This is a genomic window from Phaeobacter gallaeciensis (genome assembly GCF_001678945.1).
Classification (GTDB): domain Bacteria; phylum Pseudomonadota; class Alphaproteobacteria; order Rhodobacterales; family Rhodobacteraceae; genus Phycobacter; species Phycobacter gallaeciensis_A.
In genome coordinates, this window is sequence record NZ_CP015124.1 from 1,722,830 (window position 1) to 1,746,025 (window position 23,196).

Consider the following 23,196-nt stretch of genomic DNA (forward strand, 5'->3'; position numbering starts at 1 on the left):
ATGTCCGACCAACTGATCCTGACCCCGAACATCGACGGCGCCGACGATTTCTACGCCGATCTTCTGGCCGCACACGAGGGCCTTTCCAAGGCCGACAGCGACGCGCTCAATGCGCGGCTGGTGCTGGTCCTGTCCAACCACATTGGGAAACGCGCGATCCTGAAACAGGCGTTGGCTGCCGCCGCGCTTCAGCCTTCGGAGGAGAGCAAGTGAAAATCGAGAAAATCCACCACGTCGCCTATCGGTGCAAGGACGCCAAGGAAACGGTGGAGTGGTACAACAAGATGCTGAAGATGGACTTTGTCCTGGCCATAGCCGAGGATCACGTCCCGTCAACCCATGAACCCGACCCTTACATGCATGTCTTCATGGATGCGGGCGACGGCAATGTCCTGGCCTTTTTCGAATTGCCGACCAAGCCGGAAATGGGCCGTGACCCCAACACGCCGGAATGGGTGCAGCACATCGCCTTCAAGGTGAAGGACCGCGACACGCTGATCGAATTCAAGGACCATCTTGAAACCAACGGTGTCGAGGTGCTGGGTGTGACGGATCATTCGATCTTCCACTCGATCTATTTCTTCGACCCGAACGGCCACCGGGTGGAACTGGCCTGCCCAGATCCCAAGGAAGAGGCGCTGCTGGAAAAACTGGACGCCGTGAAATGGGAGATGCTGGAGGAATGGTCAAAGACCAAGAAGGCGCCCAAACACGCAGACTGGCTGCACGCCAAGGAACTGAGTAACGTCTGAACAACAGACCGAAACACAAAGACCGCATCCGGGGATCCCGGGTGCGGTTTCATATCAGGCAGGCACAAGAGGGAGAGACTGATGACGGATGTGGTGCTTTTTGATTACTGGCGGTCGTCGGCCAGCTACCGGCTGCGCATCGCGCTGAACCTTGCCGGGATCGAATACCAGTCCATCCCTGTCGATCTGGTAAAGGGAGAGCAACGCAGCCCCGAACATCTGGCGCGCAACCCGCAGGGCTTTGTGCCGGTGCTGGAGATCGACGGGCTGCGGCTGACGCAATCCTTGGCAATCCTGGATTATCTGGACCAGACCCGCGAGTTGAACCTCCTCCCCAATGCCCCGGCAGAGCGTGCCAAGGCGCTGGCGCTGGCGCAATCCATCGCGGTGGACCTGCACCCGGTCTGCAACCTCGCCGTTGCCCGCCATGCCACGCAGCTCAGCGGCGGACGCGAGGATATGCCCAAGGCCTGGATGCAGCATTTCATCCGCCCCGGATTGCAGGCGTTCGAGGCGCTGCTGTCGGGGTTTGAACAGGCCCCCTATTGCACTGGTGATGCGCCGGGGCTGGCTGATATCTGCCTGATGCCGCAGGTCTACAATGCCCGCCGCTGGGAAGCGGATATCTCGGACATGCCACGCCTTTTGGCGGTCGAGGAAGCCTGCGCCCAGCATCCAGCCTTTGCTGCCGCCCACCCGGACGCGGTGCAACCCACCGCTTGACCCCGGCGCGCCGCTTCCCCTTACTGTCGGCAACGACAATGGGGAGCGCAGCATGAGCAAACACGGATATGACAGCGGGCGGCTGAACCTGCCTTTCGTCGGCATCTGCACCTTTGGCAAATACCCTTACGTGGAAGACTGGGACGCCATCGATGCGGATGCGGCCGTTCTGGGGGCGCCGTTCGATTTCGGTGCCCAGTGGCGGTCGGGTGCACGCATGGGGCCGCGCGCCATCCGCGAAGCCTCGACCCTGTTCAGCTTTGGTCATGCGGGCGCCTATGATTTCGAGGATGACATCACCTATCTGGACCCGGCCAAGGTGACCATCGTAGACATTGGCGATGCGGATATCATCCATACCGATACCCTGCAGAGCCACGCCAATATCGAATACGGCGTGCGTAAGATCCTGAAGGCCGGTGCCCTGCCGGTGGTGCTGGGCGGCGATCACTCGGTGAATATCCCCTGCATCAACGCCTTTGACGATCAGGAGCCGATCCACGTGGTGCAGATCGACGCGCATCTCGATTTCGTCGACGAGCGTCACGGGGTACGCTATGGCCATGGCAACCCGATGCGCCGCGCCGCTGAAAAACCCTATGTCACCGGGCTGACCCAGATCGGCATCCGCAACGTCTCCTCCACCGCCAAGGACGGCTATGATGCCGCCCGCTCAATGGGGTCGGACATCCAGTCGGTCCGCCATGTGCGCAAGATGGGCACCGAGGCGCTGATCAACCGCATCCCGCAAGGAGAGCGCTATTATCTGACGGTAGATATCGACGCCTTCGACCCCTCAATCGCACCGGGCACCGGCACTCCCAGCCACGGCGGGTTTCTCTATTACGAGGTGTTGGAGATCATCGACGCGCTGGCGCAGCGGGGCGATATCGTCGGGCTTGATCTGGTGGAGGTGGCGCCGGATTACGATACCACCGGCTGCACATCCATTTTGGCGGCGCAACTGCTGATGAACACCATCGGGCGCATCCTGCACCACCGCGATTGAACCTGCTTCGGCGGCTTTATTCTGCGGCGCTTTTGAGGCTGGCCATCAGAGTGTGGAACTTCTCGCCCTGCACCGCGACGTGATCGCGTAGGGCGTTGGCAGCGGCTTCGCCGTCGCCCCGGACCAGCGCCTGCACCACGGCCTTGTGTTCATCCATGGACTGCGCCAGACGCCCGCGAAACCGCAGCTGCTGGCGGCGAAAGGGCTTCAGGCGTTTGTGCAACTTGCAGGCTTCCTGCTCCAGAAACCCATTGCCGGATTCGCGGTAGAGGATGCGGTGGAAACGCTCGTTCTCCACGTAATAGGCATCCGAATCCTGTGCATCGACCGCTGCCTGGCATTTAGCATTGGCATCGTTCAACTCATCCAGCGCCTGATCCGAAATCCGCTTGGCCGCCAGCCGTCCACAGACCGCTTCCAGCTCGGCCATGACTTCGAACATTTCCATCAGTTCGACCGGGCCGGGCTGACGTACAAAGGCGCCGCGTCGCGGGATCAGCTGTACCAGACCAGAGAGCGCAAGCCGCTGAAATGCCTCACGAAGCGGCGTGCGTGAAACGCCGAACTGTTCGGCCAGGCGCACCTCGTCCAAGCGGTCGCCATCCGCAAATGTGCCGTCAAAGATCAGCTCTTCCAGCTCTTCAGCGATACTATCTGCACGACGTTGCCCCATGGATTGTCAGTAGCACTCCGGTTTTGAAAATTCAACATGACTATTCTTGTATACAAAAATATTGACTTGAAAAACACCTGATGTTTACGTTCGGGCATCTCCAGCCATCAAAGGTTGGAATTTCTGGGAGGAAAAAATGAAAACCATGCTGAAAGCTGCGGTCGCTGCCGCGGCGCTCTTGTCGTCGGCCGCGCTGGCCAATGCCACCGAACTGCGCCTGTCGCACCAGTGGTCGAACAAGGACATCCGCCACAAGGTCGCGCAGATCGTCGCCGATGAGGTGGCCGCCGCCGATGTCGATCTGGACATCAAGATCTTCGGCTCCAAATCGCTGTTCAAACCGCGCGAGCAGTATAAACCGCTCAGCCGCGGCCAGCTGGACATGACCGTTCTACCGCTCAGCTATGCTGGCGGCCAGCAGCCCGCCTATAACCTGACGCTGATGCCCGGCCTGGTGAAGAACCACGACCACGCCGCGCGGCTCAGCAACTCGCCCTTCATGGAAGCGCTTGAGGCCAAGATGGCCGACGACGACGTGATGGTTCTGGTGCACGGCTATCTGGCCGGCGGTTTCGCAGGCAAGGACAAGTGCATCACCAAACCCTCCGACATCGAAGGACTGCAGACCCGCGCGGCCGGCAAAGCCTTCGAACAGATGTTGGCTGGGGCCGGTGCCTCCATCGCCTCGATGGCGTCCTCGGAAATCTACAACGCCATGCAAACCGGCGTTCTGCAGGCTGCTAATACCTCGTCATCGTCCTTCGTGTCCTACCGGATCTACGAACAGGTCAGCTGCTACACCCCGGCGGGCGACGTAGCCCTGTGGTTCATGTATCAGCCTCTGTTGATGAACAAGAGCACCTTTGAGGGTCTGAGCGAAGCACAGCAAAACGCGCTGCTGGCCGCTGCCGAAAAGGCCGAAGCCTATTACCTGGAAGAAGCCAAGAAACAGGACGCCGCCTCGGCCAAGGTCTTTGCCGACGCCGGTGTGGAAATCGCCCAGATGAGCGCCGATGACTTCGACGCATGGCGCAAGCTGGCCATGGAAACCTCCTACAAGAAATTTGTGGATGAGGTTTCGGACGGTCAGGCGCTTCTCGATCTGGCGCTCGCAGTCGAGTGATAACACCCGGCGGGGCGGCCTGAAGCTGCCCCGCCTTTTTTGAATATCTCAGAACTTCAGGAGGCGGGAATGGCAGGACAAAGTGCGGCCACGATCGCAAAAACCGGGAACAATCCGTTCCTGCGGGCCGTTGCGGGCCTGTCCACACTTGCCGGCTGGTGCGCGGCTGCCATGATCATGGCAGCGGTTGCGATTACCTGCCAGATGATCGTGATCCGGTTTGTGCTGAACGGATCCACTGTCTGGCAGACCGAGGCGGTGATCTATCTGGTCATCTCGGCAACCCTGATCGGCCTACCCTATGTGCAGCGGCTGCGCGGCCATGTGAACGTCGATCTGATCCCGATTTCGTTGCCGCCGCGCGCGCGGTTTGGACTGGCGGTTCTGACCTCACTCCTGTCGATCAGCATCATGGCGATAATGCTGTGGTACGGGTTCGAGTACTGGCATTTCGCCTGGGATCGCGGCTGGCGCTCGGACACCGTATGGGGCGTGCGCCTGTGGATCCCCTATCTGGCCATTCCCGTCGGGTTTGCCTTGTTCCTGCTGCAACTGATTGCTGACTTCGTGGCGCTTCTGACCGGCGCCGACAAACCCTTTGGCCTGGATCTCTGACTTATGGACCCACTTGTTCTTGGGGGCATTGTTGCCCTTTCCACAATCCTCGTGCTGTTTTCCGGCGTCTCGGTCGCCCTGGGGCTGCTAATCGTTTCGGCCGGTTTCTTGATGATCTTTGACGGGATGCGCAGCCTTGAGCTGATGCCGGAAATCCTGTTCGGGAAACTGGATAATTTCGCCCTGTTGTCGATCCCGATGTTCATCATCATGGGGTCCTCCATCGCCTCGACCCGGGCTGGAGCGGATCTTTATGAGGCGCTGGAACGCTGGCTGACCCGCATTCCCGGCGGGCTGGTGATTTCGAACCTTGGTGCCTGCGCGCTGTTTGCTGCCATGTCGGGATCCTCGCCTGCGACCTGCGCCGCCATCGGCAAGATGGGCATCCCCGAGATGCGCAAACGCGGCTACCCCGAAGGCGTGGCCGCAGGCTCCATCGCGGCGGGCGGCACTCTTGGCATCCTGATCCCGCCCTCGGTCACCATGATCGTCTATGGCATTGCCACCGAAACCTCGATCGGGCGGCTGTTCCTGGCCGGTGTCATTCCAGGTCTCATGCTGGTGGGTCTGTTCATGGCCTGGTCGCTCTATTCAACCTGGCGCTCGGGCGACACCGAGCGTCTTGGCTCGGGCAGCTATACCTGGGCCGAACGGTTCGAGATCCTGCCCCGCGTGGTGCCCTTCCTGCTGATCATCCTTGGCGTTCTATATGCCATGTATGGCGGCATCGCGACGCCTTCGGAAACCGCCGCCGTCGGAGCGCTGTTGTGCCTGCTGATAGCGATGGTGATCTACAAGCTGTGGAACCCGCGCGATTTGTGGGTGGTGCTGCGCGACAGCACCAAGGAATCGGTGATGATCCTCTTCATCATCGCCGCCGCCGGGGTGTTCTCCTACATGCTCAGCTCGCTCTTCATCACCCAGTCGATTGCCGAATGGATCGGTACGCTGGATGTGAACCGCTGGGTGCTGATGGGGGCGGTCAACGTCTTCCTGCTGATCGCGGGATTCTTCCTGCCGCCCGTCGCGGTGATCCTGATGGCGGCACCGATCCTGCTGCCGATCATCACCACCGCAGGTTTCGACCCGATCTGGTTTGCCGTGGTGCTGACCATCAACATGGAGATCGGGCTGATCTCTCCGCCGGTGGGTCTGAACCTTTACGTCATCAACGGCATCGCGCCGGACATTTCGCTGAAGACCATCCTCACCGGCTCGCTGCCCTTCGTGGCCTGCATGGTGCTGGCCATCGTACTTCTGTGCCTGTTCCCCGGTCTGGCGACGTGGCTGCCCAACCTTGTGATGGGAGGTGCAATGTGACCCTTCTCGCAGATCTTCTTTCCACCGTCTTTGAACGCCGCTACCGCTGGTCGGGCGCGGCGGGACAGGACAACCGGCCCATCGCCGAACTGGCCGAAGATCTGGTTGGATCGGCAGGCGAGACGTCTGAGCTGATGCTGGCGCGCGAGGTGATTTCGGGGTTCGAGCAACTGGAGGACGCGGACAAACTGGCGTTCTTCACCCATATCGCCACCAAGCTGAACATCGACCCCGAGGCGGTGCGCAGCGGGTTGGATGCCTATGAGCAAAGCCCGTCAAAGGCGACCTACCGCGCCTTCATGGCTGCGGTCGAACCCAGGCGGCAGGAGTTGATCCGCCGCCTGAACCGGGTGCCGGGCGCCACCGGTGCGCTGGTGCGGATGCGCGCGGATCTGTTGCGCCTTGGGCGGGGCATTCCCGAACTTGAAGCACTGGATCAGGATTTCCGGCATCTCTTTGCCTCCTGGTTTAACCGAGGCTTTCTGGTGCTGCGCCCGATCAACTGGCAAAGCCCGGCGAACATTCTGGAGAAGATCATCGCCTACGAGGCCGTGCACGCCATTCACAGCTGGGACGATCTGCGCCGCAGGCTGCAACCGGCGGACCGGCGCTGTTTTGCCTTTTTCCACCCTGCGATGCCGGATGAGCCGCTGATCTTTGTCGAGGTGGCGCTGACCAAGGGCACACCGGGATCCATTCAGGCGCTTTTGGCCGAGGATCGCACCCCCATGACGGCGGACGAAGCTGATACGGCGGTTTTTTACTCGATCTCCAACTGCCAGTCGGGGCTGGCCAGTATTTCCTTTGGCAACTCCCTGATCAAACAGGTGGCTGCTGATCTGGCGGCGGAACTGGCGGGGCTCAAAACCTTTGTTACCCTCTCCCCCATTCCGGGGCTTGCGGGCTGGATCGAAAAGGAAGGTTTTGATTGGGATCCAACCGATGCGGACCGGATGAAATCGGACGCCGCCCATTATCTGCTTAACGCCAAAGGGCGCGGTGGCCTGCCCTTTGATCCCGTCGCACGGTTTCATCTGGGCAACGGCGCCATTGTCCATGCGGTGCACGCCGATGCGGATACCTCGGACAAGGGGCGTGCCCAGTCCGGCGGCGCGATGGTCAACTACCTGTATGACCTGAAGAAAGTTGCCCAGAACCACGAACAATTCGCCACCACCCAAAAGGTGGCCGCAACGGCAGAGGTGCGCGCCCTCGCCGCCGCATCAAAGCTGCAAAAAACAGAAGAAAGTTAGCCCATGGCAAATCCTCTTTATGACGGGCTGTTTGGTGCCCATGCCGGAAAATCCACCCCGTTTCTGTATTTGCCCGACGGGCAGGTGGTCAGCCATCAGGCATTTCTTGAGATGGCCGCGCAGATCGCCCATGTCCTGACCGGCAAAGGGCTGCAACCCGGCGACCGCGTTGCCGTTCAGGTGGAAAAATCCCCGGAGGCGCTGGCCCTATATGCGGCCTGTGCGCAGGCCGGTCTGGTGTTCCTGCCGCTCAACACGGCTTATACGGCGGATGAGCTGTCCTATTTCATCGAAAACAGCGGCGCCTCGGTCGTGGTCTGCGATACCGGGAAGGAGGCGACCGTCGCCCCCATCACCAAACCTCTCGGCGCGGCGCTGGAGACACTGAACGCAGATGGCTCTGGCACCCTGATGGACCAGGCGGCGGCGATGCCGACTTCCTATGACACGGTCGACCGGGAAAGCGAGGATCTGGCGGCCTTCCTTTATACCTCTGGCACCACGGGGCGTTCCAAAGGGGCGATGCTGACGCAGAACAACCTGCTGTCAAACGCGGAAACGCTGGCGGCCGAGTGGCGGTTCACCCCGGATGATGTGCTGCTGCACGCGCTGCCGATCTTTCATACCCACGGGCTGTTTGTCGCCAGCAATGTGACGCTGCTGGCGGGGGGCGCGATGATCTTCCTGCCGAAATTCGATCTGGATGCGGTGATCGAGAACCTGCCGCGCGCGACCACGATGATGGGGGTGCCAACCTTCTATACCCGGCTTCTGGGAGATGCGCGGTTCACCGGAGATCTGACCCGGCATATGCGGCTGTTCGTGTCCGGCTCCGCGCCCTTGCTGGCGGAGACCCACGTGCAATTCGAAGAACGCACCGGCCACCGTATTCTTGAACGCTATGGCATGACTGAAACCAACATGAACACCTCCAACCCCTATGAAGGCGAGCGCCGCGCGGGCACCGTCGGCTTCCCGCTGCCGGGGGTGGAGCTGAAGATCACCAATCCGGCGTCGGGCGCCCCCCTGCCCGCAGGCGAGGTTGGCCAGATCGAGGTGCGCGGTCCCAACGTCTTCAAGGGCTACTGGCAGATGCCAGAGAAGACAGCAGCCGAATTGCGCAGCGATGGGTTCTTCATCACCGGGGATCTCGGGATGGTGGACGCGGATGGCTATGTCCATATCGTCGGCCGCAACAAGGACCTGATCATCTCGGGCGGATACAACATCTACCCCAAGGAAATCGAACTGGTGCTGGATGAACAGCCCGGCGTGCTGGAAAGCGCGGTGATCGGCGTACCGCACCCGGATTTCGGCGAAACCGTGCTGGGCGTTCTGGTCCCGGCGCCGGGCGAAACCCCCGACACGGATGCGATCATGGACGCGGTGCGTGACGTTCTGGCCCGGTTCAAACACCCGCGCAAACTGGTGGTGCTGGATGAGTTGCCCCGAAATACCATGGGCAAGGTGCAGAAAAACATCCTGAGAGAGCAGTACCAGGACGCCTTCAAGGTTTCCTGACGCCACGGAAGATGGCCCGGATATGCGCCCCAATCTTGCGGGGTTGTCGGGCAGAATCAGATCTTCTGCAACGCACCCCGGCCGCCCCAACGGCGCCGGGGTGTTGTACTTTTTGACGATCTCAGATGGCGCTTTTCAACAGAAAATAACGGCTCCCGGGCCTGCTCACGACATCGTCAGCCCTGCCTCAGCCGCGGATTTTGGCACATAAAATTCTAAAAACTTCAATCATATACCGCCGCCGCAAGGCCGGTTGGGAGTGAAAGATTATTAATTGGGCAGACTATGTCCGTCTTGACGAAATGTTCACCTGAACGCAAAGTGAATTCATATGAGCGTTACAAAGACAGAATAATGCGCCTCATGTGAGTGATTGAACTCATACGGAATCAATAACGGGGAATTGCTGCGGACAGGACTGATCTGCCGTGGCCTCAGGAGATGAACATGAAACTCAAATCCATTCTTTCGGCGACCACTGCATTTGCCATGGTCGGCACCACCGCATTCGCCGAGAAGGCCGAAGTGCAGTTCTGGCACGCCATGGGCGGTCAGCTGGGCGAAATCGTCGACAAATTCGCTTCCGAATACAACGCTGGTTCGGACAGCTGCCACATCAACGCTGTCTACAAAGGCAACTACACCGAGAACATGACCGCCGCCATCGCCGCCTTCCGCGCCGGTGAGCAGCCGCACGTTGTGCAGGTCTTCGAAGTTGGCACCGCCACCATGATGGCCGCCGGTGACAAGGGCGCGATCTACCCGGTCTACAAGCTGATGGAAGACGCAGGCGTCGATTTTGATCCCTCTGCCTACCTGCCTGCCGTGATCTCCTACTACACCGACACCGACAACAACCTGCTGTCGCTGCCGTTTAACTCCTCCACCCCGGTTCTGTGGTACAACAAGACAGCGCTGGACGCTGCCGGTGTTGACGTTCCCACCACCTGGGACGAAGTCGAAGAAGCCGCCCGCGCCCTGAAGGCAAACGGCGTTGAAAAGCCCTTCTCCTTTGGCTGGCAGTCCTGGTCGAACATCGAAAACTACTCGGCATGGCACAACCTGCCCATGGGCACCGAGGAAAACGGCTTTGCCTCGTTGAAAACCGAGTTCAGCTTCAACAACGACGCGGTTGTGAACCACATCCAGCGTATCGCCGACATGGGCAAAGAAGGCCTGTTCGCATACGGCGGCCGTCGCGGTGACAGCCGTGGTCAGTTCGTGAACGGCGAAACCGCGCTGTGGATCAACTCCTCGGCCTATTACGGTGGCTTCAAGAAAGACATCACCGATTTCGAATTCGGCCAGACCATGCTGCCGGTTGACACCGCAGTGGCGGACAAGCCGCAGAACTCGATCATCGGCGGTGCAACCCTGTGGGTTCTGAACGGTCACGAGCAGGCGGAATACAGCTGTGTCGCCGACTTCTTCCAGTTCGTTTCTGCCCCCGAGCAGCAGGCCTACTGGCACCAGAACACCGGTTATGTTCCGATCACCACCGCGGCCTACGATCTGTCCAAGGAACAGGGTTTCTATGAATCCGATCCGCTGACCGACACCGCGATCAAGCAGCTGTCCCTGAACGCACCGACACCGGCCTCCAAAGGCGTCCGTTTCGGTAACTTCGTGCAGGTGCGTGACATCATCAACGAAGAGCTGGAAGCCGTATGGGCAGGCGACAAAGACGCCAAGACCGCCCTGGACGAAGCTGTAGAGCGCGGCAATGCCCTGCTGCGCAAGTTTGAAAAAGCCAACGACTGATCATCCCCACATGTTGGCTATAGGGAGGTCCCTGGCGGGGCCTCCCCTTTTTGAAAAAGACCACCCCAAAGGTTCCTGCCCGTGCAAAAGCGTGTCGTCTTCCGCTCCCGGTTGCTGCCATACCTGCTGGTACTGCCGCAAATCGCGATCACCATCGCCTTCTTCTTCTGGCCCTCCTATCAGGCGCTTGAAAGTTCATTCTTCATCGAAGACGCCTTTGGGTTTTCCCGTGAATGGGTCTGGCTGGACAACTATTACGAACTGTTCAGCGATCCCGGCTACCTGAAGTCCTTCCGCACGACGCTGCTGTTCGGTTTCTCGGTTGCCTTCCTCGCCATGGCCATCTCCCTGATCCTGGCGGTTGCCGCCAACCGCGTGATCAAGGCCGCGACCGGATACCGGACCCTGCTGATCTGGCCCTACGCCGTCGCGCCCGCCCTTGCCGGTGTGATCTGGTACTTCCTGATGAACCCCTCGCTTGGCATCGTTGCCTACTGGCTGAAAGGGATCGGGATCGAATGGAACCACTATGTGAACGGTGATCAGGCCCTGTTGCTCGTCGTGGTGGCCGCCGCCTGGAAACAGGTCAGCTACAACTTCCTGTTCTTCCTTGCCGGGCTGCAAAGCATTCCCAAGTCCCTGATCGAGGCAGCCGCCATCGACCGGGCCGGGCCGGTGCGCCGCTTCTGGTCGATCACCTTCCCGCTTTTGACGCCCACCACCTTCTTCCTGCTGGTCGTCAACCTCGTCTATGCCTTCTTTGACACCTTCGCCCTGATCCACGCCACCACCGAAGGTGGCCCCGCAGACGCCACCTCGATCCTGGTGTTCCGCGTCTACAACACTGGCTTTATTGGTCAGGACTACGGCTCCTCGGCTGCTCAGTCGGTGATCCTGATGGGCATGGTGATCCTGATGACCTTCATCCAATTCCGTTACGTCGAGCGCAAGGTGCAATACTGATGGTCGAAAATCGCCCCATTCTGACGTTCTTTACCCATGCCATCCTAATCGCCGGCGTCCTGTTCCTGTGCTTTCCTGTCTGGATGGCGCTGGTTGCCTCGACCCACGGTCCCGGCGCACTGTCGCAATCGCCGATCCCGCTGTGGTTCGGGGATCAGGCCTGGGAAAACTATTCCCAGCTTCTGGCCGGTGGCCTGCCCGAGGCCGGCGGTGTGCCAATCGGCATGATGATGTTCAACAGCCTGATCATGGCGCTGGTCATAACCTTCGGTAAGATCTTCATCTCGATCCTGTCGGCCTATGCCATCGTCTATTTCCGCTTCCCCTTCCGCATGGGCTTTTTCTGGATGATCTTCGTCACCCTGATGCTGCCCGTCGAAGTGCGGATCCTGCCCACATTCGATGTGGTGGTGAAGATGGGTCTTCTAAACACCTACGCGGGCCTCACCGTGCCGCTGATTGCCTCGGCCACGGCAACCTTCCTGTTCCGCCAGTTCTTCCTGACCGTCCCGGATGAGCTGGTCGAGGCCGCCCGCATCGACCGCGCAGGTCCGATCCGTTTCTTCAAGGACATCCTGCTGCCGCTGTCGCGCACCAATATCGCGGCGCTCTTCATCATTCTCTTCATCTACGGCTGGAACCAGTATCTCTGGCCGCTTCTGATCACCACCGACGAAAGCCTCTACACCGTCGTCATGGGCATCCAGCGCATGGTCAACTCGGGCGAGTCGCTGCCGGTCTGGCACTACATCATGGGCACCGCCGTCCTTGCCATGATCCCTCCGGTTCTGGTCGTCGTTCTAATGCAAAAGCTCTTTGTCAAAGGGCTGGTCGAAAGCGAGAAATAAATGGCTACTCTCAACATCAAATCCCTGGGCAAGACCTATCCCGGCGGCGTTACTGCCGTATCCGATGTGAACGCGGATATTGCCGACGGAGAGTTCATCGTGCTGGTCGGCCCGTCGGGCTGCGGCAAGTCCACCATCCTGCGGATGATTGCGGGCCTGGAAAGCATCACCGCAGGTGATCTGAGCATCGGTGAGCGCCGTGTGAACGATCTGGAACCGGGTGAGCGTGACATCGCGATGGTGTTCCAGAACTACGCGCTTTATCCGCATATGTCGGTGCGCGGCAACATGGAGTACGGCCTCAAGAACGAAGGCCTGCCGAAGGACCAGATCGCCGAACGCATCGCCGAGGCCGCCCGCACCCTGCGGCTTGAGGAATATCTCGACCGCAAACCGGCGCAGCTCTCGGGTGGTCAGCGCCAGCGGGTCGCCATGGGCCGCGCCATCGTGCGCGATCCCAAGGTGTTCCTGTTCGACGAACCGCTGTCGAACCTCGATGCCAAGCTGCGCACCCAGCTGCGCGCCGAGCTGAAGGCCCTGCACCAGCGCCTTGGCGCCACCTTCATCTACGTGACCCACGATCAAGTCGAAGCCATGAGCCTTGCGGACCGGATCATCATCATGAACGCGGGCAAGGTGGAGCAGATCGGCACGCCGATGGATCTCTACCTGCGTCCTGCCAGCCGGTTTGTTGCCGATTTCATCGGCAGTCCCGCGATGAACGTGGTCGAAGGCACCGTCACCGAGGATCGCCGCAGCCTGCTGGTTGATGGCAGCCGCGACATCCGCTTTGCCGATGAGATCCCCACAATGGCAGGCGCCAAGATCGCCATGGGCATCCGCCCCGAGCATCTGTCGCTTGATGCCTCGGGCGCAGCGCAGTTCCATCTGGAAGTCGATTTCGTCGAACAGCTGGGCGCAGATACCGTGGTCCACGGCAAGGTCTCCGGCACCTCGGTCCCGCTGGCCGTGCGCCTGCCCGGCGTGCAGCAGCATGACAGCGGCGAGACGCTGGAACTGGGCTGTGGCGCCGATCAGCTACACCTGTTCGATCTGGCCTCTGGCAAACGACTGGCCTGAGGACGGATCATGCAGTTGCCCAAGATATTCGGACATCGCGGCGCCCCGGATGTTCTCCCCGAGAACTCTCTGGACGGGTTCGCGCATACCATCGCCTCCGGCGCGGATGGGATCGAGCTGGATGTGCTGTTGACCAGCGACGGCGTGCCCGTCGTCACCCACAATCACCATCTTCTGGCCGACACCACCCGCGACAGCGCGGGTGTGTTCCTGTCAGAGGAAGGCCCGGCCATCGGCGCGCTGACCTACGAGGAGCTTTGCGCTTTTGACGTGGGCGGTATTCGTCCGGGTTCGGAGTACGCGAAGAAGCACCCGCAGCAGCAGGACCTGCCCGGCGCCCGTGTGCCCCGCCTGTCCGAGGTGCTGGATCTGGTGGCCAAGGCCGACCGTCCCGTCGATGTTCTGGTCGAGCTGAAGCACGACCCCGAAGACGCCGCAGAACCCGCGCCCGAGGATTTCGTGCGCGCTGCGGTCGATGTCATCACCGCCACGGGAACCCAGGATCACTGCCTGATCCATGCGTTTGACTGGCAGATCCTGTCGGCGGCTAAACGCGTAGCACCGCAGTTCCGCCGCTCGCACCTGTCGATGAGCCGCGAAATCCACGCCTCTGGCAACCTCTACGACGGCTCGCCCTGGCTGGACGGCGCCCCTGCCGATCCAGAGGCGATGCTGCGCCATCTTGCCGACACCGGCGCGACTGTCTGGAGCCCGCTGTTCTGGGAATTGACGCCTGCCCATCGGGAGCTGGCCCGGAGCCTTGGCCTGCAGGTCATGGTCTGGACCATGCGCGGCGCAGATGCGATCCGCAAAGGTCTGCTGGCGGATGTGGACGGGGTGATCACCGACGATCCTGCACTAGCCGTGCGCCTGCGCAAAGAGCTGTCGGAAGCCGGGGAATTGGCATCATGACCCCCGAAATGGCTTTCGCCAGATACGAGGAAATCCGCGCCCACCTGCCCGTCAGCAGCCACAAGGGGCAGGCCAAGCCCGTCTCGGGCATTGACCAGGTGATGGATCAGACCGACGCCTTCGTCTTTGACGCCTATGGGGTGCTCAACGTTGGCGACAGCCCGATCCCCGGCGCCCATGAACGGGTGCAGCAGTTGCGCAATAGCGGGAAATCGCTGCTGGTTCTGACCAATGCAGCGAGCTTTACCCGCACCCAGACAACTGAGAAATTCGCCCGTCTCGGCTTTGACTTTGCCCCGGAAGAGATCATTTCCAGCCGCGAGGTCTGCGAGACCTGCCTGACCGACATCGCCCCGGACGGCACCTGGGGCGTGATGGCGCCAGCCGGGTTCGAAGCCGCCGAATTGCCGGTGGCCGCCGTGGCGCTGGAGGATACGCCCGACACCTATGACGCCGCCGATGCCTTCCTGCTGCTCAGCACCTCGGACTGGACCGACGTGCGGCAGGAGATGCTGCGCGCCAGCCTGGCGCGCAATCCGCGCCCGCTGGTGGTGGCCAACCCGGATCTGGTCGCCCCGCGCGAAACCGGGCTGACGCTGGAACCGGGGTTCTACGCCGTCGCCCTGCGGGATCAGCTGGGTATTGCGCCGGTGTTCCACGGCAAGCCCTTCCCCTCGGTCTATGCTGCAGCGCAGGCCCGACTTGGTGACATAGCGCCGCAGAGGATCACCATGGTTGGCGACACCCTGCACACCGATGTGTTAGGGGCGCAGGCGCAGGGCTGGAACACCGCCCTGATCACAGCGCACGGGCTGTTCGCCGGTCACGATGTCACCGGCTACATCGAGCGCAGCGGAATTGTCCCGGACTGGATCGCGCCGTCGATCTGATCCAACAGTGGAAGACCTCGGACGGCGGCAACAGAAACGGAAGCCCGGATGAGCGACCTCAACGACCGTCAACGCCAGATCATGGAACAGCTGCGCGCTTCGGGCCAGCAATCCATCAACGAACTGGCTGCTGAATTCGGTGTCGCCACCCAGACCATCCGCCGCGATATCAACGATCTGTGCGATCAGGGGCTGGCGCGGCGGGTGCATGGCGGCGTGGCGCCGCCGTCCAATCCGCTGAACCTCAACTTTCACGCCCGCGCCACGCTGAACGAGGACCGCAAACGCGCCATCGCCAATGCCGCAGCGGCGCTGATCCCCGAAGGCTCGACCGTTCTTCTGGGCATCGGCACAACGGTCCAATACGTCGCCGAGGCGCTGACCCAGACCCCCGACATCACCATCGTCACCAACAATCTGGAAGTTGCCCGGCTGATGTGCAACGCGCCCTCCTGCGATGTGCACGTGGTAGCAGGGCAGCTGCGCCCTGAGGACCGCGATCTGGTTGGAGCACAGGCGTTGGAAGGCTACCGGAAGTTCGTCGCGGATTTCGGCGTGATCGGCGCCGGGGCGCTGGATCCCGAATACGGTATCCTCGATTTCAAACACTTCGACGCCGAGGTCAGCAACGCGATCCGCGCCAGCGCGCGGCGGATGCTGCTGGTGGCCGACCATACGAAATGGAGCCGCTCTGCCGCCCACCGCGTTGCGGGGTTCGATACGATGGATCATTTCATCACCGACCGCCTGCCCGAGGACGTCGATTGGTCCGGGCCGCCCGTGACGCTGGCCAGCGGGACAGGTCACAGCCGCACAGGCTGACGAAAACGGACAGCAACAAGTCGGAGAGGCCTCCCGGCGAACATGCAGGGCCGTCCTACCGGGACCGCAGATTTCAGAACGGGTTCAGAGCATCGGGCCAGCGCCGGGGATGTTCGGTAATCAACAGCAGCACGTCCGCCCCCTTCAGCGTCTTGCGCGCATCCTCGATCATGCGCAGGTTCAGCTTGTCGATGTCTGATGCTGACATGGGACGGCGAGGATCGTAGTAGACAGTCACCAGGAACGTACGGCCCAGTTTGGTCACCGACATGTCCTGCAATTCGCCGCCATCCTCGGCGATCGCGGACCGCAGGCTGCGCCGGGCGCTCGCGACATACTCCGGCCGCGCGCTCGCGCCGGCCAATTCGCCCAGCCCACCCCGGAATTCACGCACATAGGAACCGATGGCCAGCAGACAGAGCAAGAGTACAATCACTGAATCGCCAACCGGCGCAACCGGTGCCAGCGGGCCATCCCGGAACATATAGATGGCGCCCAGACCGGCACCCGCAGCAGCCGTGATCAGCCCGTCAAACATCGCGGCCTTTGCCTCAAGCCGCAGGATCGCGCTGCGCTTCCCCGTTCGACGCCAGGTAAAATGATGGAACCCCCACAGGATCGCGCAGACCAGCCCGATCCCTGCAAAGTAGATGATCATGGGGGCAAAATTCAGCGGCTCAGGCGTCATGCCACTGAGGTAGTTGTAAACGTTCTTGATCGCATTCGTGATGGCGAACAGGACCAGTCCCAGAAGGGACAGCGACCGGAAGGTGGAGAAGATCGCTTCGTCCGCAGCATAGCCATAGGGGCGCGCCTTGTCGGGGCCTGCATCAATGCGGCGGCTGATCCGCCGTCCAAGAAGCGCGGAACCGAATCCGATCAGGGAGAACAGACCGTCCATCATGATCGCGTTGGAGTTCGATAGCACACCCGCCACCAACCCTGCTGCGGCCATGAACAGGTTGCCCCACATGGCCACGCCCAGCGAACGGCTTTCAAGGCGCTTTGTGTTATCGCCGTTCTGCGTAGCCATATCGCGCTTTCCCAATGTGACACCCGTTTCGCTGCATCCCTATCCTGCCATCGAATGTCTGCCAACACCCGCAAGGCATGCCTGCCTTCCGCGCAACCATAGAAAAAGGCGGCCCCTCAGAGCCGCCTTTTCATTTTCGCTTCAGACCAAGGTCAGTCGCCACTGCCCTCGCCGCTCAGCGTGCTCGGAGCAAAGACATTGCCAAAGCCGGAGTTGTTGCTGTCCTCCGTCGCGGGCGCCTTGCTTTCTTCCTCCTCGCCGCCGCCAGTCAGGGCATTGGGGCTGAAGACTCCGCCAAAGCCGGAGTTGTTACCAGAGGGCGCTGCCTGAGGTTTCGGCGCGGTTTCGGCCTCTTCCGCCGCCTTGCGGGCCGCTTCTTCGGCGCGGCGCTGGCGTAGTTCCTGGATGCGCAGCTCGGTCTCGATGCGCTTTTGCTCCTGCACATCGGCAATACATTGCGCGGGGCTGTAGACCGTGGCGGTGCCGACAACGACAACCGTAGCGCAGGCCAGAACCACCAGGACCACCGCCGCCCAGTTCGAGCTGAGAAAACCCGGAACGCGGAACTTGCCGCTTTCCAGCTCTTCGACCGTAGCGCCCTTGCGGGCCGTGGCCACCAGTTCCTTGCGGCGGATGTTCGCCTCGTTGAACAGCGCGGCAAAGACGGTCAGCACCACGATGATAAAGGCCAGGGCCGAGATCGCAGGCGTGATGCCATAACGGACCTTTTGGGCCAGTTCGATGGTCAGCGTCGGATATTCGCCAAAGGTGAAGGTGGTGGTGTTGTAGTTCTCGAAACTGGCGAGAAAGGCCAGAACCGCAGCCGAGGCAATCGCCGGCTTCATGAACGGGAGCAGCACCTTGCGGAAGGCCTGCGCATGGGTGGCGCCAAGGTCCAGCGCCGCCTCGGTCAGGGCCACGTCATAGCGTTGCAAGCGTGCCACCAGCACCAGCATACAATAGCTGGCGATAAAGGTCGACTGACCGATCACCGTCAGGAACAGCCCGTTTGACAGGAAGCTGTCGGCGCCAAGACCCACCATGCGGTTGATCCGGTCCCAGAACACCAGCGTCGAAATACCGATGACAACGCCGGGGATCAGGATCGGCGCGATGATGATGGTGTAGTATGTGGCGCGCAGCTTGGGCCAGATCTGGGTCAGCATCAGTGCCCCGGCAAGCCCCATCGCCACCGACAGTACCACCGTGCCCGCCCCTACCAGAATCGAGTTCTTGATCCCGTTGAGGATACGCTCGTCCTGAAACAAGGCCGAGAACCATTCGAAGGTCAGGCATTCCCAGGGCGTGGCCCGCGGGAATTCGGGGCTGTTGAAGGCGGTGACCGACATGATCACCAAGGGGCCCAGCAGATAAGCAAAGAAGATCGCCAGATAGATCCAGAGGCTGGCGCGCATCAAGGAGAAGGACTTCATTTGCCGATATCCCCCATGTTGACCTTGAACAGGCGCATGATCGCCAACACCAGCAGGATACAGGTCACCAGCAGCACCACCGCATAGGCCGCGCCCTGTGGCCAGTCACTGTTGTCATTGAACTGTTGATAGATCAGCTGCGTAAACCAGAGCGACGATGGGCCACCCAGGATTTGCGGCGCCGCCAGCGCCCCTGCCGACAGCATAAAGACCATGGTGCAGCCCGAGGAAATGCCCGGTTTGGCATAGGGGATGACCACGCGGCGGTGGATCATCGGCCAGCTGGCCCCCATGTCCCGCGCCGCCTCGATCTGGTTGCGGTCAAGGCTTTCGATCACGTTGTAGATCGGAAAGATCATCAACAGGATGTAGGCATAGCCAAGCCCGGCATAGAGCGCGATATCGTTGCGAATGAAATCAAAGGGTGTGTCGAAAATCCCCAGCCCCACCAATGCGTTGTTCAGTACCCCGGTTTCGCCAAAGATGATGCGCAGGGCAAAGGCGCGCAGGATCTCATTGATCCAGTACGGAATGATCAGCATCAGCGCAAAGATGCGGATGTGATTGCCCTTGGTCTGCGCCAGATAATAGGCAATCGGATAGCACAGGATCAGGTTGAACAGGGTCACGAATACGGCTGCGATCAGGGTCCGGTAGAACACCCGCAGATCGACTGCGTTATAGTCCTGACTGCCGCCCTCGGGGCCGTAGATCAGGTATTTGTAGTTCTCGACAGTATAGACATCCTTAGGTCCGCCGATTTCCGGCGGTGGCAGGTTGGGCCGGAACGAGAAGTCGAGCATCGACAGCTGCGGCAGGATGATGAGGCCCACGGTCCAGAACAGGACCAGACCCAGCATCAAAGACCCCATGCCGACGCCGTTGCGGTTGAAGAATTCCCTCAGAAAACGAGGCATCACGATCGCCTCCTATTCCGTGGCCAGTTCGCCAGCAGGCAAAGCCACGGCGTTCTGGACATCATATTGCAGGGTCATTGCCTCGCCCTTGTGGCTGTCAAAGGACTGGCCAAGGTTGGGCAGGGAGACCTTCAACTCCTTGCCGCCGTCGCCTTCCATGAAGATGTTGAAGACGTTGCCTTCGAATTCCTCGTTGGTGACAGTGGCGGTGACAAAGTGATCACCAGAGGCGCCCGCAGGCGCGAGGGCAAAGGCTTCGGGGCGGATGAACAGCATGGCATCGTCACCCGGCTGCATCTTGCCGTGATTGGCGGTGGAGATGCGGGCCAGCAGATCACCGGAGCGGTTGGTGCTGATCAGGGCCGTCTCGCCCGAGACCTGTTTCACCTTGCCGCGAAAGACATTGTTTTCCCCGACAAAGGAGGCGGCAAAGGCAGTGGCGGGGTCGTTGTAAACCGATTTCCCATCGCCGATCTGGTCGATAACGCCAGCGCGCATCACCGCGATATTGTCGGACATGGTCAGGGCCTCGCCCTGATCGTGGGTGATGTAGATGAAGGTGATGCCGACCCGCTTCTGGATCTCGCGCAGCTCGGTGCGCATGTGCTGGCGCAGTTTCAGGTCCAGAGCCGACAGCGGTTCATCGAGCAGCAGCACGTCCGGCTCGGCGCACAGGGCGCGGGCAATGGCAACCCGCTGGCGCTGGCCGCCGGACAGTTCCGAGGGCAGCTTATCCCCCTGCCCCGGCAGCGCGATCATGTCCAATAGCTCATCGGCGCGCTTGCGACGCTCGCGGGCGGAGGCGCCCTTGATCTCCATGGAGAAGGTGATGTTTTCCCAGACCTTCATCAGCGGAAACAGCGCCAGGTTCTGAAAGATCAGCGCGGTGGGGCGTTTGTTCGGGCCGATCCCCTTCATGTCCTTGCCACCGATCAGCACCCGGCCATCGCTGGGCTCCAAGAAGCCCGAGACCGCCCGCAGAATGGTGGTCTTACCGCATCCCGACGGTCCGAGGAAGGAGAAGAAATCGCCCCCGTTGATGTTCACATTCGCGTCGCGGACCGCGACGAAATCCCCAAATCGGATCCAGAGGTTCTCAAGATCTACACCGACCCCAGCACTCATATGGCCTCTCCTCAGATTGCACCCCTCCGGTCCGGTGGCAGACCACCGGTCGGCGCAGGATGCACCCGTTCAATTGTCATTGCGTCTTGCGCCATCTGGCGCGCGGCTGGCCCTCCGGATGCACCGGAAGGCCAGTTTTATCAGGCGCGGATCAGGCGCTCTTGAACTTGTTGACGAACTCGGTGCGCACGTCGGCGTACCAGGGCGCCTCGGCCGGCCAGGGGTTGAGATTGGCCAGGCTGTCGCCGGGATAGGCTTCGGCGAAGTTCTTCTTGTAGGTGTCGCCCGAGTAGGCATCTGCGCCCAGAACCGGCGAGTTGTAGCCATGGCTGTCGATGGCCACGCCCGCGGGCTCCTTGCGGTAGGCGAACTCGATGAAGGCATAGATCTGTTCGATGTTCTGCGCGCCAACCGGCATCGACATGCCATCGACCCATGCCATCGCACCTTCGACCGGCGCCTGGTAATGCACCGGTTCGCCCGCGGATTTCAGCGCCAGCGGCGGGCCATCCCAGGTCTGACCAACCACGACGCCTTCGTTCAGCAGACCGTTCTTCTGGGTATCGGCATCGTTCCAGATCAGCTTGATCCGGTCCTTTCGCGCCACACACCAGTCGGTGATCTGGCCCCAGACCTTGCGCATGGTCTCTTCGTCTTCGTAGGCGGCCCAGACAGAACCCGGCTCCATCTCACCCGAAGCTTCCATGTACAGACCGGCGCCCAGCATCATCGAATGCGCGCGGCCCATGGTCTTGCCGGCGTTCTCTTCGCTCCAGACATCGCCATAGGAGGGCGCATCGCCCGCAGGCAGCCATTTGTCGGTACGGTAAGCGATACCTTCGGTGCCCCAGATATGCGGCAGCCAGTGCGAGCCCTTGCCGCCAAAGTTCCAGGCGTCGGTACCGATCTTGGCCATCGCCGGGTTCACCGCGTCGATGTTCACCTTGCTCATGTCAAAAGGTTGCAGCAACTCCAGCGGGCCCCACTGCAGCGAGCGGTTGTTGGTGGGCGATACGATGTCAAAGCCCTGCCCCTTGGTCGCCTTCATCTTGTTGATGATTTCCTCGTTCGAGCCGATACCGGTGTAATTCACCTTGATACCGGTTTCCGCCTCAAAGGCTTCGAGGAAGGAAGGCGGCAGATAATCCGACCACATCAGAATGTTGACTTCACCCGAAGAGGCCAGCGCGCTCTTGGAATAAAGCGGTGCGGCCAGCGCAGCTGCGCCTGCTGTCTTCAGCACGGAACGCCGGGTGACGGTGTGTTTTGCAGTCATTGTTTGGATACTCCCTATTGGATTATTGGTCGTGTTTTTATTTTCGTTGTCTCAAGTAACAAAAGCTTGCGGTTGGCCTGTCTCAGTCGACAGTGACAGTTTCAAAAATTGATAAGGCCAGAATGTCGCAGCGCGACGCCCAAATGGGTCCAGATTCGCCCAAAAGCCCCTGTTTATCTTGATCTTAATGCGCCGCATTGGAAATGTGGCCGCTAACACTTTGCGCGCCGCCCGGCGTTGCGTCAACGCCCATGCCCGAAGATTGAGCAGTCGGCGCGGCTTGATGCCCATCACAAAGACGTTCCGATCAGTGCAACGCCCCCCGCCATCAGAACAGCCGCTCCCAGACGGCGGATCCAGTTGCCCTCTTTCAGGAAAACGAATCCGATCAGCGCGGCAAAGATGACCGAGGTTTCACGCAGCGCCGAGACCGCCCCGAGGGGGGCAAAATTCTTGGCATAAAGAACCAGACCATAGGCTGTCATCGACACCAGACCGCCGCCGATCCCGATGATCCAGGTGCGCGGGCGCAGGGCTGCCAGAGTGTTCCGCTTGCGCAGCCCGATGAAACCGGCAACGAAGAGATGCAGAAAGGCGCCCCAGGCCCAGTAGCTGAGCGTATTGCCAGACAGGCGCACCCCCAGACCATCGGTCAGCGAATAGGCAGAAATGCAAAACCCGGTACCAACGGCATAGCCAAGCGCCGCCCTCCCCACGCCGCTTTCGACACCCGAGCGCAGCGCCTGCCAACTGCTGAGCTGGATGCCCAGGGCGATCAGCGCAATACCGCCCCAGGCCTGCAGCGGCAGCACCTCCCCAGCAAAAATCATCGCCCAAAGCGCCACCAGCGCCGGAACAATGCCCCGGGCGATGGGATAGACGACGCTCAGATCGCCATGGGCATAGGCCCGCCCAAGCATGTAGAAATAGCCAAAATGTATCAGCGTGGAGGCCAGCACGTAGGGCATGCTTTCCGGCGCGGGCAAGGGCAGGAGCACCACCATCGCCGCGCCGGGGATCACATGACCCAGCGCCACAAGCCCGAGCATTGTGGTGCGGTCGGCGGCGGTTTTCACGATTGCGTTCCAGACCGCGTGCAGCATGGCGGCAGACAGGATGATCGATACGACGAATAGGGTCACGGCCG

At 61.0% G+C, this 23,196-nt stretch carries 23 protein-coding genes; 16 read left to right on the forward strand and 7 right to left on the reverse strand.

Features of this window, described 5'->3' with window-relative positions:
• The 4 genes from JL2886_RS08320 (at position 1) to speB (ending at position 2,484) form a co-directional block, all read left to right on the forward strand.
• On the forward strand, positions 1-213 hold the full coding sequence (locus JL2886_RS08320) for a DUF2783 domain-containing protein (protein ID WP_065271581.1): 213 nt from the start codon (positions 1-3) through the stop codon (positions 211-213).
• The gene (locus JL2886_RS08325; RefSeq protein ID WP_065271582.1) at positions 210-752 is read left to right on the forward strand and encodes a VOC family protein; all 543 of its coding nucleotides are present in this window, start codon (positions 210-212) and stop codon (positions 750-752) included. Before JL2886_RS08320 ends, JL2886_RS08325 begins: the two co-directional genes overlap by 4 nt.
• 81 nt (positions 753-833) lie before the next feature.
• On the forward strand, positions 834-1,475 hold the full coding sequence (gene maiA / locus JL2886_RS08330) for a maleylacetoacetate isomerase (RefSeq protein ID WP_065271583.1): 642 nt from the start codon (positions 834-836) through the stop codon (positions 1,473-1,475).
• Positions 1,476-1,527: 52 nt separating this feature from the next.
• Positions 1,528-2,484, forward strand: coding sequence for an agmatinase (gene speB / locus JL2886_RS08335; protein ID WP_065271584.1), 957 nt, complete (start codon positions 1,528-1,530; stop codon positions 2,482-2,484).
• A 16-nt stretch (positions 2,485-2,500) separates the two neighbouring features.
• Here speB and JL2886_RS08340 read toward each other — a convergent pair whose 3' ends face one another.
• The gene (locus JL2886_RS08340) at positions 2,501-3,157 is read right to left on the reverse strand and encodes a GntR family transcriptional regulator (RefSeq protein ID WP_065271585.1); all 657 of its coding nucleotides are present in this window, start codon (positions 3,155-3,157) and stop codon (positions 2,501-2,503) included.
• A gap of 136 nt (positions 3,158-3,293) precedes the next feature.
• On the opposite strand from JL2886_RS08340, the gene dctP reads away from it, so the two are divergent.
• The 12 genes from dctP to JL2886_RS08400 all read left to right on the forward strand — a co-directional run bounded on the left by dctP (position 3,294) and on the right by JL2886_RS08400 (position 16,265).
• On the forward strand, positions 3,294-4,280 hold the full coding sequence (gene dctP / locus JL2886_RS08345) for a TRAP transporter substrate-binding protein DctP (RefSeq protein WP_065271586.1): 987 nt from the start codon (positions 3,294-3,296) through the stop codon (positions 4,278-4,280).
• A gap of 69 nt (positions 4,281-4,349) precedes the next feature.
• Positions 4,350-4,895: a TRAP transporter small permease gene (locus tag JL2886_RS08350; RefSeq protein WP_065271587.1), complete on the forward strand. Its 546-nt coding sequence runs from the start codon at positions 4,350-4,352 to the stop codon at positions 4,893-4,895.
• 3 nt (positions 4,896-4,898) lie between these two features.
• The gene (locus JL2886_RS08355) at positions 4,899-6,215 is read left to right on the forward strand and encodes a TRAP transporter large permease (protein ID WP_065271588.1); all 1,317 of its coding nucleotides are present in this window, start codon (positions 4,899-4,901) and stop codon (positions 6,213-6,215) included.
• Positions 6,212-7,468 (forward strand): malonyl-CoA decarboxylase, encoded by a 1,257-nt coding sequence (locus tag JL2886_RS08360; RefSeq protein ID WP_065271589.1) that lies wholly within the window; start codon positions 6,212-6,214, stop codon positions 7,466-7,468. The genes JL2886_RS08355 and JL2886_RS08360 overlap by 4 nt, the downstream gene beginning before the upstream one ends.
• A gap of 3 nt (positions 7,469-7,471) precedes the next feature.
• Entirely contained in the window at positions 7,472-8,989 is a 1,518-nt protein-coding gene (locus JL2886_RS08365; RefSeq protein WP_065271590.1) for a malonate--CoA ligase, read from the forward strand.
• A 447-nt stretch (positions 8,990-9,436) separates the two neighbouring features.
• Complete coding sequence (gene ugpB, locus JL2886_RS08370; protein WP_065273600.1) at positions 9,437-10,750, forward strand: sn-glycerol-3-phosphate ABC transporter substrate-binding protein UgpB; 1,314 nt, start codon at positions 9,437-9,439, stop codon at positions 10,748-10,750.
• Positions 10,751-10,831: 81 nt separating this feature from the next.
• On the forward strand, positions 10,832-11,713 hold the full coding sequence (gene ugpA, locus JL2886_RS08375) for a sn-glycerol-3-phosphate ABC transporter permease UgpA (RefSeq protein WP_065271591.1): 882 nt from the start codon (positions 10,832-10,834) through the stop codon (positions 11,711-11,713).
• On the forward strand, positions 11,713-12,561 hold the full coding sequence (gene ugpE, locus JL2886_RS08380) for a sn-glycerol-3-phosphate ABC transporter permease UgpE (protein WP_065271592.1): 849 nt from the start codon (positions 11,713-11,715) through the stop codon (positions 12,559-12,561). The genes ugpA and ugpE overlap by 1 nt, the downstream gene beginning before the upstream one ends.
• Entirely contained in the window at positions 12,562-13,641 is a 1,080-nt protein-coding gene (locus JL2886_RS08385; RefSeq protein WP_065271593.1) for a sn-glycerol-3-phosphate import ATP-binding protein UgpC, read from the forward strand.
• Positions 13,642-13,650: 9 nt separating this feature from the next.
• Positions 13,651-14,553, forward strand: coding sequence for a glycerophosphodiester phosphodiesterase family protein (locus JL2886_RS08390; protein WP_065271594.1), 903 nt, complete (start codon positions 13,651-13,653; stop codon positions 14,551-14,553).
• A complete protein-coding gene (locus JL2886_RS08395; RefSeq protein WP_065271595.1) occupies positions 14,550-15,443 on the forward strand; it encodes a TIGR01459 family HAD-type hydrolase in 894 nt (297 codons plus the stop codon). The genes JL2886_RS08390 and JL2886_RS08395 overlap by 4 nt, the downstream gene beginning before the upstream one ends.
• A 48-nt stretch (positions 15,444-15,491) precedes the next feature.
• Positions 15,492-16,265 (forward strand): DeoR/GlpR family DNA-binding transcription regulator, encoded by a 774-nt coding sequence (locus JL2886_RS08400; protein WP_065271596.1) that lies wholly within the window; start codon positions 15,492-15,494, stop codon positions 16,263-16,265.
• A gap of 73 nt (positions 16,266-16,338) precedes the next feature.
• Here the strand turns inward: JL2886_RS08400 and JL2886_RS08405 are convergent, their stop codons facing one another.
• The 6 genes from JL2886_RS08405 to JL2886_RS08430 form a co-directional block, all read right to left on the reverse strand.
• Positions 16,339-17,298, reverse strand: a complete 960-nt coding sequence (locus tag JL2886_RS08405; RefSeq protein ID WP_065271597.1) for a cation transporter — start codon at positions 17,296-17,298, stop codon at positions 16,339-16,341.
• A gap of 152 nt (positions 17,299-17,450) precedes the next feature.
• Positions 17,451-18,731 carry an ABC transporter permease gene (locus tag JL2886_RS08410; protein ID WP_065271598.1) on the reverse strand — a complete coding sequence of 427 codons (1,281 nt, stop codon included), beginning with the start codon at positions 18,729-18,731 and terminating at the stop codon, positions 17,451-17,453.
• On the reverse strand, positions 18,728-19,648 hold the full coding sequence (locus tag JL2886_RS08415; RefSeq protein WP_065271599.1) for an ABC transporter permease: 921 nt from the start codon (positions 19,646-19,648) through the stop codon (positions 18,728-18,730). Before JL2886_RS08415 ends, JL2886_RS08410 begins: the two co-directional genes overlap by 4 nt.
• A gap of 12 nt (positions 19,649-19,660) precedes the next feature.
• The gene (locus JL2886_RS08420; RefSeq protein WP_065271600.1) at positions 19,661-20,773 is read right to left on the reverse strand and encodes an ABC transporter ATP-binding protein; all 1,113 of its coding nucleotides are present in this window, start codon (positions 20,771-20,773) and stop codon (positions 19,661-19,663) included.
• Between the two features lie 151 nt (positions 20,774-20,924).
• On the reverse strand, positions 20,925-22,049 hold the full coding sequence (locus JL2886_RS08425; protein ID WP_065271601.1) for an extracellular solute-binding protein: 1,125 nt from the start codon (positions 22,047-22,049) through the stop codon (positions 20,925-20,927).
• A gap of 290 nt (positions 22,050-22,339) precedes the next feature.
• Entirely contained in the window at positions 22,340-23,191 is an 852-nt protein-coding gene (locus JL2886_RS08430) for a DMT family transporter (protein WP_065271602.1), read from the reverse strand.
• Positions 23,192-23,196: the final 5 nt, after the last annotated feature.